Origin of the sequence: Paenibacillus sp. DRB1-1 (genome assembly GCF_052119485.1) — a bacterium.
GTDB classification, from domain to species: domain Bacteria; phylum Bacillota; class Bacilli; order Paenibacillales; family Paenibacillaceae; genus Paenibacillus; species Paenibacillus polymyxa_B.
In genome coordinates this window covers 1,310,894-1,325,741 of record NZ_JBODQH010000001.1, presented here as the reverse complement: position 1 = coordinate 1,325,741, position 14,848 = coordinate 1,310,894, and the positions used below count along the sequence as shown (strand labels likewise).

Annotated in this window: 13 protein-coding genes; 9 read left to right on the top strand and 4 right to left on the bottom strand. The window is 46.0% G+C overall.

Annotation, left to right across the window (positions count from 1 at the left end):
- Window positions 1–30: 30 nt before the first annotated feature.
- The gene (locus ACQW03_RS05840; RefSeq protein WP_023987345.1) at window positions 31–378 is read right to left on the bottom strand and encodes a helix-turn-helix domain-containing protein; all 348 of its coding nucleotides are present in this window, start codon (window positions 376–378) and stop codon (window positions 31–33) included.
- A 451-nt stretch (window positions 379–829) separates the two neighbouring features.
- Here ACQW03_RS05840 and ACQW03_RS05835 point away from each other — a divergent pair, with 451 nt between their 5' ends.
- The 5 genes from ACQW03_RS05835 (at window position 830) to mmsB (ending at window position 5,986) form a co-directional block, all read left to right on the top strand.
- Window positions 830–1,372 (top strand): hypothetical protein, encoded by a 543-nt coding sequence (locus tag ACQW03_RS05835; protein WP_441948694.1) that lies wholly within the window; start codon window positions 830–832, stop codon window positions 1,370–1,372.
- Between the two features lie 77 nt (window positions 1,373–1,449).
- Window positions 1,450–1,782 carry a nucleoside triphosphate pyrophosphohydrolase gene (locus ACQW03_RS05830; protein WP_441948692.1) on the top strand — a complete coding sequence of 111 codons (333 nt, stop codon included), beginning with the start codon at window positions 1,450–1,452 and terminating at the stop codon, window positions 1,780–1,782.
- Between the two features lie 388 nt (window positions 1,783–2,170).
- Window positions 2,171–3,256, top strand: a complete 1,086-nt coding sequence (gene chvE / locus ACQW03_RS05825; protein ID WP_441948690.1) for a multiple monosaccharide ABC transporter substrate-binding protein — start codon at window positions 2,171–2,173, stop codon at window positions 3,254–3,256.
- Window positions 3,257–3,288: 32 nt separating this feature from the next.
- Window positions 3,289–4,839, top strand: coding sequence for a multiple monosaccharide ABC transporter ATP-binding protein (mmsA, locus tag ACQW03_RS05820; protein ID WP_441948688.1), 1,551 nt, complete (start codon window positions 3,289–3,291; stop codon window positions 4,837–4,839).
- On the top strand, window positions 4,823–5,986 hold the full coding sequence (mmsB, locus tag ACQW03_RS05815) for a multiple monosaccharide ABC transporter permease (RefSeq protein ID WP_071639803.1): 1,164 nt from the start codon (window positions 4,823–4,825) through the stop codon (window positions 5,984–5,986). The genes mmsA and mmsB overlap by 17 nt, the downstream gene beginning before the upstream one ends.
- 119 nt (window positions 5,987–6,105) lie before the next feature.
- On the opposite strand, the gene ACQW03_RS05810 is transcribed toward mmsB, so the two are convergent.
- Window positions 6,106–6,858: an MBL fold metallo-hydrolase gene (locus ACQW03_RS05810; protein WP_441948686.1), complete on the bottom strand. Its 753-nt coding sequence runs from the start codon at window positions 6,856–6,858 to the stop codon at window positions 6,106–6,108.
- 159 nt (window positions 6,859–7,017) lie between these two features.
- Between ACQW03_RS05810 and ACQW03_RS05805 the strand changes: the two genes are divergently transcribed.
- Entirely contained in the window at window positions 7,018–7,443 is a 426-nt protein-coding gene (locus tag ACQW03_RS05805) for an Lrp/AsnC family transcriptional regulator (RefSeq protein ID WP_071639805.1), read from the top strand.
- A gap of 66 nt (window positions 7,444–7,509) precedes the next feature.
- Here the strand turns inward: ACQW03_RS05805 and ACQW03_RS05800 are convergent, their stop codons facing one another.
- Window positions 7,510–7,986 (bottom strand): GNAT family N-acetyltransferase, encoded by a 477-nt coding sequence (locus tag ACQW03_RS05800; protein WP_441952311.1) that lies wholly within the window; start codon window positions 7,984–7,986, stop codon window positions 7,510–7,512.
- A 133-nt stretch (window positions 7,987–8,119) separates the two neighbouring features.
- On the opposite strand from ACQW03_RS05800, the gene ACQW03_RS05795 reads away from it, so the two are divergent.
- Complete coding sequence (locus ACQW03_RS05795) at window positions 8,120–9,034, top strand: EcsC family protein (protein WP_071639807.1); 915 nt, start codon at window positions 8,120–8,122, stop codon at window positions 9,032–9,034.
- A 103-nt stretch (window positions 9,035–9,137) separates the two neighbouring features.
- On the opposite strand, the gene ACQW03_RS05790 is transcribed toward ACQW03_RS05795, so the two are convergent.
- The gene (locus ACQW03_RS05790) at window positions 9,138–10,406 is read right to left on the bottom strand and encodes an MFS transporter (protein ID WP_075153862.1); all 1,269 of its coding nucleotides are present in this window, start codon (window positions 10,404–10,406) and stop codon (window positions 9,138–9,140) included.
- A gap of 355 nt (window positions 10,407–10,761) precedes the next feature.
- Here ACQW03_RS05790 and ACQW03_RS05785 point away from each other — a divergent pair, with 355 nt between their 5' ends.
- Both ACQW03_RS05785 and ACQW03_RS05780 read left to right on the top strand, forming a co-directional pair.
- Window positions 10,762–12,753 carry a stalk domain-containing protein gene (locus ACQW03_RS05785; protein WP_441948683.1) on the top strand — a complete coding sequence of 664 codons (1,992 nt, stop codon included), beginning with the start codon at window positions 10,762–10,764 and terminating at the stop codon, window positions 12,751–12,753.
- A 209-nt stretch (window positions 12,754–12,962) separates the two neighbouring features.
- Window positions 12,963–14,732, top strand: coding sequence for an acid phosphatase (locus tag ACQW03_RS05780; RefSeq protein WP_220028061.1), 1,770 nt, complete (start codon window positions 12,963–12,965; stop codon window positions 14,730–14,732).
- Window positions 14,733–14,848 lie beyond the last annotated feature (116 nt).

Sequence of the window (14,848 nt, the reverse complement as noted above, 5' to 3'; positions counted from 1 at the left end):
GGAACTGCAAAGCGCAGTTCCTTTTTTGTTTCATCGTTCATCGATTCTTATAAAGATGTCCGTAAGAATCTTTAATGCCAGCTCAGTATCTTTGGATTCACGAGTTCTTAGGAGAGTCAAAATGGTTTTTATACTCGAATCTTCTTCGGTAAGCTCATCATTGTCCTTCACATATGTAAGCAACTGATAGACGCCCACGTTCAATGCCTTCGCTATTTTCTCCAGATTTTTCAAAGATATATTTCTCTCCGCTCGCTCAATGAATCCAATATAACTCGAATTGAATCCTGCTTTTTCGGCTAAAGCTTCTTGGGAAAGCCCTTTAGACTTTCGAATATCTCGAATACGTGTACCGACTAATTCCAAAAGTTCTGACATGAATACACCTCTCTATAGTAAGGGTTCTACAAAATCGATTCCAATCGCTCCAAAGTGCAATATATAGAGGAACTAGATCATCTCGACCTATATATTATTATTGGAAGTCGCTTGTTGGATTTTGCAAAATCCTCTAGTTAGAAGTGTAGAGAAAGAGTTACATCTAATTAATAAGTGTTAGTAAGTAAATTGAATTAAAAACTACTATATAGTAATATTTATTAGGAAGCTTGTCCGGTAGCTAGAAAATTATACATCTTGATGGTTACATATTTGTGCTATGTTGCTCACATTGTTTCAGGATTTTGCAAAATTCGATACCAGTCGCTCCGAAGTGCAAGGATATAGACGAACTAAACCATTTCGATCTATATCTTGTTCATTGGAAGTCGCTTATGGGATTTCTGCAAAATCCTCGTTTATGAAATTTTAATTCAGGAGTTGATTCCCCTTGAAACATTACTCCTTAAGTCCCCAACTACATAGTGATTCCGATTTCAAACTGCCTAAGTACAGTGACACCTACATATTCAATTGCATGATGGATTTTCAAAAGCTTGCCGAATACCAGATCAAGCTTGCACAGATGATGCGCGACCATAATCAGTTTCACAACTGCCTCATTCTTTGTGATCAAGCGATGTTTTCTATGGCTAAGGCCATTTATGTTCATCGAAACCAAATCATTCCATTGTATATTCGTTTATCTGTGACTGACCTGTTCCCTTTAATTCACACAGAGGCTGAGCCCAATTTAGATATGGTGCTGTTTATCGGTACGGTACATTATCTGGTTTCGGGAGAAGATGATGTATCTAAAGAGCCGATGAAGCTGGGGGAAGTAGACAAGTTGCTTTATAAAACGGACTCTATTCTAGAGTCTTTGTCACAGCGAATCGTAGCTGATCCGTCTAAGCGGTATCCATCTATTTATAAAGAAAATTCATTCAATGAATCGTTAGATCTTTTATCAATCATCCCCGATGCTTATTGAGCTAATGATATAATGACGAAAAGGAATATGTTGGATTACGGGTTAAAGCTTCCACATCAGAAAGGGTGTTATTTCATATGCCTACATACAACAAGCTGGTGCGGGATCGGATTCCGCACCTCATTATGTCTCAGGGCAAGGAATGTCGGACACACATTTTGGACCCAGAGGAATATAAGCAGGAGCTGAGAACGAAGCTTCGTGAAGAAGCAGAGGAATATTTTGAAGCGGAAAAAGATCAGGATGCGCTGGAAGAGCTGGCGGATATGCTGGAAGTCATTCGAGCGCTGGCAGAAGAACATGGAGCGAATGCAGAAGAGCTGGACAAGCTGCGGACGGACAAAGCCGAGGCACGGGGCGGATTCCATGAGCGGGTGTTTTTAATTGATGTCGATGAAGGTAAAAGTTAACTAAAATACTTTTAAGATAAGCACATTCAAAAAGGGAGCTTGATAACTGGAGCTGCCTTTTTTTTGTCTCTTTTTAAGCACCCAGTATAGCGGAAAATTATAAAGTGGAAGTTATTTTAATTTATTTACAAGCCATATGACTATTTAGTCAACGAGTTTCATGTTATCTCCTCCAACTTCCCCCTCCCCCCACACAAAGGTTAAAATTTTATAAAAAAAGTTCAAAACCTGCAAAGACCTTTCCCGGCCTGGAATGATACCATGTGTTTGCACATAAAAAAAGGAGAGGTGCTCATTGCCTCACTTATGTAAGCGCTATCTAATTTCGACTCTAATCAGCACTTACCTTCAAATTGACCCGCATCACATGAGGAAAGGGGAACTTCATATGAAAAAAGGAGCTGTTGTCGTATGGCTTCTGGTTTTGGCCCTGATGCTTTCGGCCTGTAATTTGGCGGAGAGTGGAACGGGCAGCAAGGAAAAAGGCTATGTGGGCATTTCCATGCCGACCAAATCGTCCGAGCGTTGGGTAGGGGACGGAGAGAATATGGTCCGGTTGTTTCAGGAGCAAGGCTATAAAACGGATTTACAGTACGCCGAGGACGTGGTTGAAAACCAAATCTCCCAAATCGAAAATATGATCACCAAGGGCGTCAATGTTATGGTGATCGCTTCGGTCGACGGAAACACGCTGACGGATGTGATTCAGAAGGCACACGACCGAGGCATTCAGGTCATTTCTTACGACCGTCTGATTCGCAACACACCGTATCTAACGTATTATGCGACCTTCGATAACTTCAAGGTGGGCGTGCTACAGGCGGCATATATTGAGAAAAAGCTGGGACTCAAGGAAGGCAAAGGCCCATTCAATATCGAGCTATTCGGTGGTTCACCGGATGACAATAACGCTTATTTCTTCTTCAATGGTGCGATGTCTGTACTTAAACCGTACGTGGATTCCGGCAAACTGGTCGTGCGCAGCAAGCAGATGACGATGGCGCAGATCGCTACACTGCGGTGGGACGGAGCTTTGGCCCAGTCGAGAATGGATAATCTGCTGAGTGCGTACTATTCGGGGGCTAATCTGGACGCGGTACTATCCCCGTATGACGGAATCAGTATCGGTATCATTTCATCCCTAAAAGGGGTCGGATATGGATCAGCGAACAAGCCGCTGCCGATCATTACAGGGCAGGATGCGGAGCTGGCTTCCATCAAGTCGATTGTGTCTGGGGAGCAGACGCAAACTGTATTTAAGGATACTCGCAAGCTGGCTGAGCAAACGGTCGTGATGGCCAACAGTATCTTACAGGGCAAACAAGCGGAAGTGAATGACACCGAATCCTATAACAACGGTAAAAAGATCATTCCTGCTTACTTGCTTGATCCGATCTCGGTGGATCGGACGAATGTAGAAAAGGATATTGTCGGCAGTCACTATTACACCAAAGAGCAAATCGGACTGAAATAAGAGTAAGAATCCAACCGAAAGGAGCGTATCCCATGACTGGAATCATTTTGGAAATGAAGGGAATTACCAAAACCTTTCCCGGCGTGAAGGCATTGGAAAATGTAAATCTCAAGGTCAAGGAAGGCGAAATCCATTCCCTGTGCGGTGAGAACGGTGCGGGCAAATCGACGCTGATGAAGGTACTAAGCGGTGTATATCCGCATGGAACCTATGAAGGGGATATTGTTTTCCAGGGCAAAACGTGTGAGTTCAAGGATATCAAGCAGAGCGAGGAATTGGGCATTGTCATTATCCATCAGGAGCTGGCGCTGATCCCGTATCTCTCGATTGCGGAAAATATTTATCTGGGCAACGAACGCGCCAGTGGCGGCGTGATTGATTGGAAAGAGACTTTTGTAGGGACACGCGAGCTACTGTCCAAGGTAGGTTTGAGTGAAAATCCCAATACATTAGTTACGAACATCGGGGTCGGGAAGCAACAACTAGTTGAAATTGCGAAAGCGCTATCAAAAAAGGTGAAGCTGCTTATTCTCGATGAACCGACAGCGGCGTTGAATGAGGATGATAGTGAAAATCTGCTTAATTTGATGCTGGAATTTAAAAAACAGGGCATTTCCTGCATTCTCATCTCCCACAAGCTGAATGAGGTCGCGAAGGTGTCAGATTCGATCACGATTTTGCGGGACGGAAAGACGATTGAGACACTGGATATGAAAAAGGATGAAATTACGGAGGATCGGATCATTAGCGGGATGGTTGGACGTGATCTGACCAGCCGTTATCCAGAGCGTCATGCCGAGATTGGCAAAGTCGTGTTGGAAGTGAAGGATTGGACGGTGTATCACGAGCATCATGCAGACCGCAAGGTGCTGGATCAGGTGAATTTGAACATCCGGCGTGGTGAAATTGTCGGTATTGCCGGGCTGATGGGGGCGGGACGGACCGAGCTGGCGATGAGTATTTTTGGCAAGTCGTACGGACGCAACATTTCCGGTCAGCTGATTAAAGACGGCAAGCCGATCCAGAACAACACGGTTACGGACGCGATCAACAACGGCTTTGCCTATGTGACAGAGGATCGCAAGGAGTATGGCCTCATTCTGATGGATGATATCAAGCGTAATATTTCGCTGACTGGCCTGAACAAGCTGACGAAGGGCGCTGTCGTCAATGAGCAGGAGGAAGTCGTCGTTGCAGAGGAAATGAAAAAAAGCATGAACATCAAAGCGCCGAGCATTTTACAGAAAACGGGTAATCTGAGTGGCGGCAATCAGCAGAAGGTGGTGCTGAGCAAATGGATTTTCGCCGGGCCGGATATTCTGATTCTGGATGAGCCGACACGCGGCATTGATGTGGGCGCCAAATATGAAATTTATACGATTATTCATCGACTTGCCGCTGAAGGCAAGGGAGTGCTGGTCATTTCGTCCGAGCTACCAGAGGTACTAGGCTTGTGTGACCGGATTTATGTCATGAATGCTGGGCGGATCACTGGAGAGGTTAGCCGTGAGGACGCGTCGCAGGAAACGTTGATGAGATATATGACCAAGTCAGGAGGCGTGAAGCATGGAAACCATAACTAAACTATTTAAAAATAATATCCGCCAATATGGCATGATGATTGCACTGGTCGTCATTATGATTTTGTTCGAGGTGCTGACGGGCGGCCTGCTGTTGAAGCCGATTAATATTACCAATCTGATTCTGCAAAACAGCTATATTCTCGTGCTGGCTATCGGGATGGTGCTGGTCATCATCACTGGACATATTGATTTGTCTGTCGGCTCCATAGCCGCTTTTGTCGGTGCGGTTGCCGCCATAATGATGGTCGATTGGCAGCTTCCAGCATGGATTGCTGTGATTGCATCTTTGCTGGTCGGGGCGTTAATCGGCGCATGGCAAGGGTTCTGGGTCGCTTATGTACGGATTCCGGCATTTATCGTTACATTGGCGGGAATGCTGCTCTTTCGCGGATTGACAATGATCGTGCTGGAAGGCCAATCTATCTCTCCATTTCCGGGGGGCTTCCAAAAAATCAGTTCAGGCTTCCTGCCGGATTTTTCATCTACCGGTTATAACCTGGTATCCATCATTATCGGTATTGCACTCACGGTATGGTTTATCGTGAACGAAATTCGCGAACGCCGTTCTCAGCTTAAATATGGATTCGAGGTTCCGTCACAGACATTATTTGTACTCAAGTTGATTGTGGTGGCTGCGGTTATCAATCTGTTCACCTTCATGCTCGCGAGCTACGCGGGGATACCTAACATTCTCGTGCTGCTGTTCATACTGATCGTTGTATACTCCTTCGTCATGAACCGCACGATTATGGGCCGTCATGTGTATGCGTTGGGTGGAAATGAAAAGGCAGCGGGTCTGTCCGGTGTCAAAACGAAAAAAGTAACGTTCTGGGTATTTGTCAACATGGGCGTGCTGGCTGCCATTTCCGGTCTGATCTTTGCTGCACGTCTGAACGCGGCTACGCCGAGAGCAGGTACGAACTTTGAGCTGGATGCCATCGCGGCTTGCTTTATCGGCGGTGCTTCGGCATCCGGGGGGATCGGAACCGTTTTTGGAGCCATTATCGGTGGTTTGGTCATGGGCGTACTGAATAACGGTATGTCTCTGATCGGTCTGGGTATTGACTGGCAGCAAGGCATCAAGGGCTTGGTACTTCTGCTGGCGGTTGCCTTCGATATTTACAACAAAAACAAAAGATCTGCTTAAGCTCAGATTCGATATCGTAAAACAAGACACCTCCAGTCCCATTTAAAATGTGGATGCTGGAGGTGTCTTGTTTATTAGGTCTGGAATGTAGGAACCATCATCCGATGCCAGCACACATATTATCCCGAAACCGTCGCTCCATTTGCCGGAATATGGACGCGTTCCTTCAAACCTTCACGGTTGATGTGTTCTGTAAGCTCAGAGCGAGTTAGTAGACAATGGTTGATTGCCTCCATGTGGACAGCCACGATTTGTGTATAAGAGGCATGCTGCGCAACAGCTGTTACATCTTGGGCAGTCATAATTATAGGATCACCTACTGTAAACCGTGCTCCTCCAGCGTTCACAATTGTCCACTCAGGACGGTATTTATCTAGTGCTTCCGCGACTTCACTGCACCAGATCGTATCCCCGGCCAAATAGACTACAGGTTCACCTGGAGCCTGAAACACAAAGCCGGACACGGGTCCCATCTGTTCCCCGATTTCTCCGGTGCCGTGATGCCCGGCTGTACGGATAATCTCAATTTCTCCCACAGAACCAGCCACCCAAATCGGATTAACCCGTGTAAAACCATCAGCAGTGATTTGTTCTTCATTTCCGGGCTGACAGAAGACGGGAATTTGTTTGTCCAACCAGCGTACGGCTGCCGGGTCCCAATGATCCAGATGTAAATGTGTGACGATAACAACGTCAGGCTGTCCGAGCGCCTGCCATTGCGGTGGCAAGGGAACCAGCGGATTACGGCGGGCATTTTCCGTATTGGGAATCGGCGGATTTGCGCCAGCATCGCTTAACATTGGATCAATCAGAAATTTTACTCCAGCGTATTCCAGCCATAAGGTTGCGTTGCGGATTAGTGTGATTTTCATATATGGAAGCTCCTTTGTAATGGATGTTATTTTTGACCGAGTGTATTTTCTGTAGTTCTTTGTTTCTGTTACAATCATATCTGACGCAAGGAGCTACAGGCTACGGCTTGTTGAAAGGAAAACCAGCATTCTCGTTTCATCATGAAAGGAAAAATAACTATGGAACTATTCGTACCTGATAACACCGATCTACGCATTCTTCATCATTTAATTGAAGACAGCTCTTTATCGAACAAGGAGATCGGCCAGCTTGTTCATTTGACAGGTCAAGCCGTAGGGGCGCGTGTTCGAAAAATGCAGGATGCGGGCATTATCGAGGGCTATACGCTGCGTTGGAACCCTGAAAAAATTGGACAGACGATTCATGCCTTTATTACGGTTTTTTTGAATTCAGGAACAACTCACAGTGCTTTCCAGGCTTTTGCCCGGGAGCATCCCTATATTGTCGAAATCCATCGGGTGAGTGGGGAAGGCTGTTATTGGATGCGCTTGCGCATGTCATCACAGGCAGAGTTAAATACCATGCTGGATGAGCTTACGAAGTTTGGTAATTACAAATTGAGTTTTTCCATTGGTGAGATTTAACGATAAAAGCTTTCGGCGTTTGTGCCGAAAGCTTTTTTATGTGGGCGGGGGCTATCGAGGTCAACGTTATAGGCTCATTTTAAATATATGCTGCAAGCCGTGTTGTCCCATTTTAGTGTTGCCTTCATCGTTAAAGCCGCATTTGCGATACAGACTTTGGGCAGACAGATTGCGGGCATTGACGCCCAGTACGATCTCTCGAATATGTGGGAAGTGTCTGGCGATGAACTGTGGCAGTAGAAGCAGCCCTTTTTTAGCGAATCCTTGTCCCTGATCTGCGTAATGAATAGAGAACGCGCGCAGCAGCAGTGCCTCAGCAGTATTCGTATAGTCCGCTAATTCATCCCCATCGTATAAAATGAAAAATCCAACGGGTCTTCTAGTAGCCGTAATCACGACAGGATGGCGGTGGGGATCTTCCTTGGCCAGTGTCAGCATTTCATCCGGCATTCCAGTAAACTGCTTCTGCTCCTCAGGTAAGTAGAAGGTATGTAAAATGGCATCATGCCCACAATGGTAAGGGACAAGCTCTACATTATTCATCATTACACTCCGATCTGTACGGATTTTTAACTTACTATATCATCTAGTTTGCTAAAAAAAGAAACCTGAACTCGCCTTGCTTACGTATTACCCATACATAAACTAGCATAGTCAAAAGGAGACGTCTACGGTTATGAAGCAGCTTACAGAATATCGGGAAAGCCAGGACGTATTGCGTCATGAGTTGAAGAATATTGAAAAATGGGAGAAGGAGCAGAAGGACATTTTTTTCTGGGAAAAAATCGGCAGATGGCCTTTTATGCTGCTGGATCGGCTGACGCCCAAAATCATTAAAGACAAACTGGAGCAACTGCTTAACGAGCTGGGCAGCTTCATTCAGAACGGCGGCAAATATTTGGTGAAAGAAGAAACGGTTCTGAACAGGCTGAAAAAGACGGCCCATGAACATGTAATTCAGCAAACTGGTGCAGATTCCGCTTCGGATACGCAGGACCTGCCTCGTGCCGGGGAAAACGCTGATTCGGAACATAGTGCCGAACCTAGGTGGGAGTTGAAACAGGCGGCTGATCTCCCGCTAACAATCATGGATCGGACTGCTGACGATATGACGTCGGGTCGCATTACCTTTGCCACCGCTCAGGGAGCAACAACGGGGATTGGCGGTGTGTTTACGATTGCGGCGGATATTCCTCTTTTGCTCGGCTTGTCGCTCAAAGTGCTTCAGGAAATAGCCTTATGCTATGGCTTTAATCCCCATGATAAGCAGGAACGTATTTTTATTATTAAGTGTATGCAATTCGCTTCATCCGATATTGTGGGTAAAAAGGCTGTATTAGAGGAGTTGGCTTTGTTCGATGATCCTTCACGTCAGGCACAGGTTTTTTCCCAGATGCAGGGATGGAAAGAGGTCATTAACACCTATCGTGATCAGTTTGGATGGAAAAAGCTGCTTCAAATGGTTCCGATTGCAGGCATTTTGTTCGGCTCCATCGCGAATCGAAGCGCTATTAGTGACGTAGCTGAAGCAGGGAAAATGTTGTATCGGAAGCGTCGTATTTTGATGCGTTTGGCAGAAGTAGAGAACTGATTGCAACATTTAGGCGTAAAAGGGGATATTTTTTTCGTGAGGAAACACGTGAGTTGGCTATAAAGGTGTGCAGCGGCCAAGATGGCCGCTGCACGTTTGCCTGTTACACTTCGGCTCCATTTTCTTCCGCCCAGCGGTTCAGGGTTTTATCTGTAGGAAGCAGGAAGGTTAAGATGCCGAGTAGTGGCAAAAAGCCACACAGGAACATGATGTGGGTGATGCCTACCTTGTCGATCCAGTTGCCGAGCACGAGTGCGCCCACACCGCCAAGGCCAAAAGCGAGGCCCGTAATGAGACCAGACACGGTCCCGATTTTACCAGGCACGAGCATCTGTGCATATACGACTGTGACCGAAAAGCTAGACAGCATAATAAATCCGATAATCGCCAGCAGGATTGCCGTCCAGAATTGGTTGGCATACGGTAGCAACAGCGCTAGCGGTGCAGCTAATACCATGGACAGAAAAATCATATTGCGTTTACCAAAACGGTCCGCCAGCGGACCGCCAAAGAAGGTGCCCAGCGCTCCAGCCCCGAGAAACAGGAAAATGTAAAGCTGTGCATCAGCCAATGGCATTTTGAATACTTCCATCAGGTAAAACGAATAGTAGCTTCCGACCGAGGTTGAGTACCACGAACGGACGAATACCAGTAGAATGAGGACAATCATGGCAAACATAACACGGTTACGCACTTCGGGCTTCATGCGGCGTGCCACCGCTTTTTTGCGTGCAATGCCTTCTGTACGCAGGACGTTACCGTACCAGCGGGCGATGAACGATTGCACCACAATTCCCGCTGCTGCAATACCTGTGAACCAGATCGCACCGAACTGTCCCAACGGGATAAAAATCCAGCTCGTGAGCATCGGTGCCAGCGATTGGCCCGCATTGCCGCCAACTTGAAAAATGGATTGTGCTAAGCCCCGGCGTGATCCTGCCGCCATATGGGATACGCGCGAGCCTTCAGGGTGAAAGGCAGCCGAGCCCAGACCCACAAAGATGACTGCGATCAGCACCGCTTTATAATCGGCAGCATAGGCGAGCAGCAGCATGCCAGTCAGCGTAAAGCCCATACCGATGGGAAGGATAGCTGGCGTAGGTCGTTTGTCCGAAAACAAGCCAATCACAGGCTGCATGATTGAAGCTGTAAAATTGATCGCGAATGAAATCCAGCCGATCTGCGTATAGCTCAGGCTCATAGATTCCTTTAAGATTGGAAAGATCGCTGGAATGACCGATTGAATCGAGTCATTGAACAGATGGACGAAACTGATCGCAATCAGAATCGCAAAAACGGTGCTTTTCGCTTGCGGTCCCGGGAGGGGAAGCGATTGGCCCGTTTCATTTTTTGTAGCAGATTTACTAGTCATGGCAACCTCCGAATATGTATGTATATTTTAAGATATAGGAAGCGATCCGTTTGCAGCAAATGGCTGAAAGTGGGATAAAGCCCCACTTTACTCATTGCTGCTTGCCCATTCTGCTGGATACTCTTTATTGCTCGATTTAGTTGGTTTCTAAAATGGCACATCGAAATTCAAACGTTTATCACCCTCAAAACCGATATATATGTGAGTATTTTGCATAAGTCCCAAGAGCGCTTTTCAAATCAGCAATATAGAGATTGAAGTGCTCCAGCTCGTCTATATATTATATTTTTGAGCGTTGGGAGTGGAATTATGCAAAATACTGATATGGAAATATAGATAGAAAAGGGGAACTACGATGAGAAAAGCAGCGAAGATTTTGCTGGCAGTATCCATGGTATGTGGAGCGGTGGTGGGAACTGCGTTAAACAATGGAGAAACAGCAGTAGCGGCGAATATAACGACGAATAACACTTGGAAAAACGCTAAAATTATAGACGTGATCGACCGGAATAACTACATACTGGATGACGGTTCTTTATGGAGAAAGAGTATAGATGGCCCGGTTATTGAGAAATTGAATTTGAAAGGCATTACAGGCAGCAAAAACGAGAGCCAAGGTTATTATGGTTGGACTGAGGACGGGAAGGTAGCCATCTGGGATGATAACTCCGACCCAAAAGTGACGGCTCAATCCTCAGGAGTTAAAGAAATTACCGGAGAGGGTCTGGCTATTAAAACCGATGGGACGATCTCCTGGGGAAGAGAACAGGTTGAGGGAATATCGGATGCTATAGACGGTGATAAGGTAAGTACCTATTTTACGGTTCTTACTCGATCCGGGGATGTATGGTATTCCACAGGGTACGCAGAATCTAAGCCCCGCAAAATAGGTCATGTAGATGGTGCGCTTGATATCAAGATGAGTACGGCGTACGCTGCAGTGCTTAAGGAAGATGGTCATGTCACGATGCTGGATATGCTGACCAATGAACCCCCACGCGAAGTGGGAAGTGATATTTCTTCGATTTTATGGAAAAAAGGTACACATGTCTTGATTACTGTACATCATGATGGGACTGTATGGAGCTATGACCGAATGAAGAAATATCCAGCTGTGCAGCTAAGCGGGTTATCTAATGTTGCACGGTTGGTTGATTCGCCTGACGAGCTTTTTGCACAATTAAAGGATGGCTCTTGGGTCGGCTATAAGGATGGGATCACGACTGCGCTGAGCTTGCCTACATTAACGGGTATGTCCTTGTTGACGACCTCCAAAGAGGCTGCCATCGGCGACACTATTCAATTAAATGTACAAGAGACATATTCGAACGGTTATCGACTAACACGTCATCCCGAAGCTAGTGAGATTGAAGTAGAGAAACCGCAGGTTGCCGAGCTACAGCAGAATGGTTCGGGTACACTCAAAGTAAGGGGCATTGGAAGCACATCCGTAGCTCTGCGGACCGAAGGAATACCCTCTTCTTTTACACTAAAGGTATCATCCGATCAAACTTTGACCGGGGCGGCTATACTGAACGGCAATGTATATTTACCTGTGCAGTCTGTGTTCAAGACGCTGGGCGGATCTGTTACCGTGGCGAACCAGACCTTAACGATCAAGCTGGGTAAAAACAATATCGTACTCCAAAAAGGGAGTTCCACCGCAATGGTGAATGGTAAAACTGTTGCACTGAAGGGCAAGGTTCAAACGGTTAACGGACAGGTTGTATTCCCGGGAACATTACTGACCGATCTGAAGTTGGGCGGATTCAAATGGAATCGTGACCGCCAGCAAGGAGAATTATCTGTAGGCGCTACCAAGCTGGTCATTGAGACGCCGGAAACGGCAAAAATTATCAGAGCCATTGATCTGGGCAGTCTGTCCAAATTAATTGGCAAAACCTATTGGGTCAATAACTTCTATAGCGCTGGAGAGCGATTTGGCAAGGTAACAGTTAAAGATATCGAAGTCAGCACGGACCCGAACGGTGTTAAATCTTACGAAGTTATTTTCCAGGGGGCCAATGGCGAAACTTATAACACGTTTTCCATCATCGGAGCTTCACGCATTCCACAAATGCTGTCTGATACCGATCAATTTCTGACTTACGATCCGTACAAGAAATACCAATGGTCGCAAGCCATCTGGAACAAGATTAAAAATAATGAGGTAAGCTTGGGCATGAATACGACTCAGGTGCAGTTCGCATGGGGAAACCCAACAGTCAGAGAAAAGGGGGCTGCTTCAAACGGAACTCAAGTCGAAGCCTGGGTATACGGCAACCGAAGTCTTTATTTCAAGGCGGTAGCTTTCGTGAATGGCAAAGTCATAGAAGTATGGCTGTAGGGTAGCTGGTTTTCTATAACAGTTTGAACAAGGTGTCTCCAGAGTCGTATATACGGCTCTTGGGATGCCTTTTTTTCATTTAACAAAACTAAGCTCTTGATTTAACAAACTTAAGATATGATTCTTTATGTCATACATCTTGTTATATAGATAATAGCTTCGTAGTGAAAGTATGAAGAGCACAAGAGAAGAGAGGATCTGATTTGAGAATGAAATCGCTAAGGAAACCACTATCAGTTGCATTACTATCTTTACCATTACTTCTAGGTTCCCTGGGTGGAAGTTATGCGAGTGCGGCAACCCTACCAACAACGGTAACTCCAACAGAACCATCGTGGGGATATTTCGTAGATCATTATAAAAATAATAGTTCTGCCAATAAGACGGAAAGCTCTAATCCGACCCTCGGGTTGCTCTCCGAATTTAATAAGCTTTGGACTCCCGGCGCTACTTGGGATACAGGTACCAAGCTAAACAGCAGCGTGCTGGATGCCAATATTCAAAAAGTAATTGATATGGCTGCCCGTCGCACTTCCAGTGAGGCCGATGCGGCTTATTTGGATGATCGTAGAAACCAGAGCTACAGTGTGATCGACGGTCTGGGTTCGCTCACTGATGTATATCGAAAGAATGCAGGTGCCACGACAACGATCAACGATATTCCGGCAGATGCCCTGACTAAGAAATACGAAGATGAGGGAACGAATGCCGGGAGTACAAGCTCCAATCTCGGCAACATTGTAAATCTGGTAAATACCTTGCGCGGGGAATACTCTACGACGAACCCGGCTAAGTCTTACTTTAGCTATCCTCGTCCGTTTCGCTGGAGTGATAACTCAGTGGTTGTTCCGAGCCTTATTCCTGCTCTCAAAGCTGATGCTACTAGCGATGGCGGCTTTCCTAGCGGTCATACCAATGCTGCGTATCTCAGTTCTATTGCTATGGCCTATGCCGTGCCGGAGCGTTATCAGGAACTGCTGACACGAGCTTCGGAGCTGGGCAATAACCGTGTTGTTGCCGGTATGCACTCCCCGCTTGATGTTATGGGAGGGCGTGTCATGGCAACGGCGATGGCTACTGCTATCCTGTCTGATCCAGCCAATAGCAGTTTGAAGAAAGCGGCTTATCAGGATGCTCGTAAACAACTGCTGTCTCAAAAAGGTACAGCTCCAGATCGGTTCAGCAATTATGCCACAAACAAAAAAAATTATAATCAACGATTAACATACGGATTCAGTCAGGTTAATCCAACTACGACGCCAATGACAGTGCCTAAGGGAGCGGAGGTACTATTGGAGACACGCTTGCCTTACCTGGATAGCACACAACGTCGTTGGGTTTTGGCTACCACGGGGATTCCTTCCGGCTATCCTGTACTTGATGATGCTGAGGGATGGGGACGATTGAACCTGTTTTCCGCTGCGGATGGCTACGGTGCTTTCGCCAATAATGTGACGGTGAATATGGACGCTTCCAAAGGCGGTTTCAATGCACTGGATCGCTGGCGCAACAATATCTCCGGTGTTGGAAAGCTGACTAAAAAGGGAACAGGTACTTTGAAGCTAATGGGCAATAATACGTATTCCGGCGGTACACAGATCGAACAAGGTACTCTGGAGGGAAATACAGAAACGGCTTTCGGAAGTGGTGGAGTTACGAATAACGGGGGAACTCTTCTTAAAAATGCTACTGGAAAGCTGATTATTGGCGGAAATTACAGACAATCTGCCAAGGGAACACTTGAGCTCAACCTGCGCAGTAAAAATGATGTGCTCAAAATGAAGGGAACAGCCATACTCAACGGAAAATTACGTCTGAATTTTTCTAACAAATATGTACCGGCTAATGGTGCTACGATCTTAACTTATGGTAAACGGAATGGAGCATTTTCTTCGATTGAAACAGTAGGTTTACCAAGCAATTATAAAGTGAAGGTTATCTATACAGCTGACAGTGCTCAGTTGAAAGTCACTAAGTAAAACGTAATTAACTCTCTATACAACAATTGAAGTGCACCTTTAAAATACATGGGGATAAACCAGAAGGTTATTCCAGTATGTATTCTAGGGTGCACTTTATTGTTTCATCATAATTA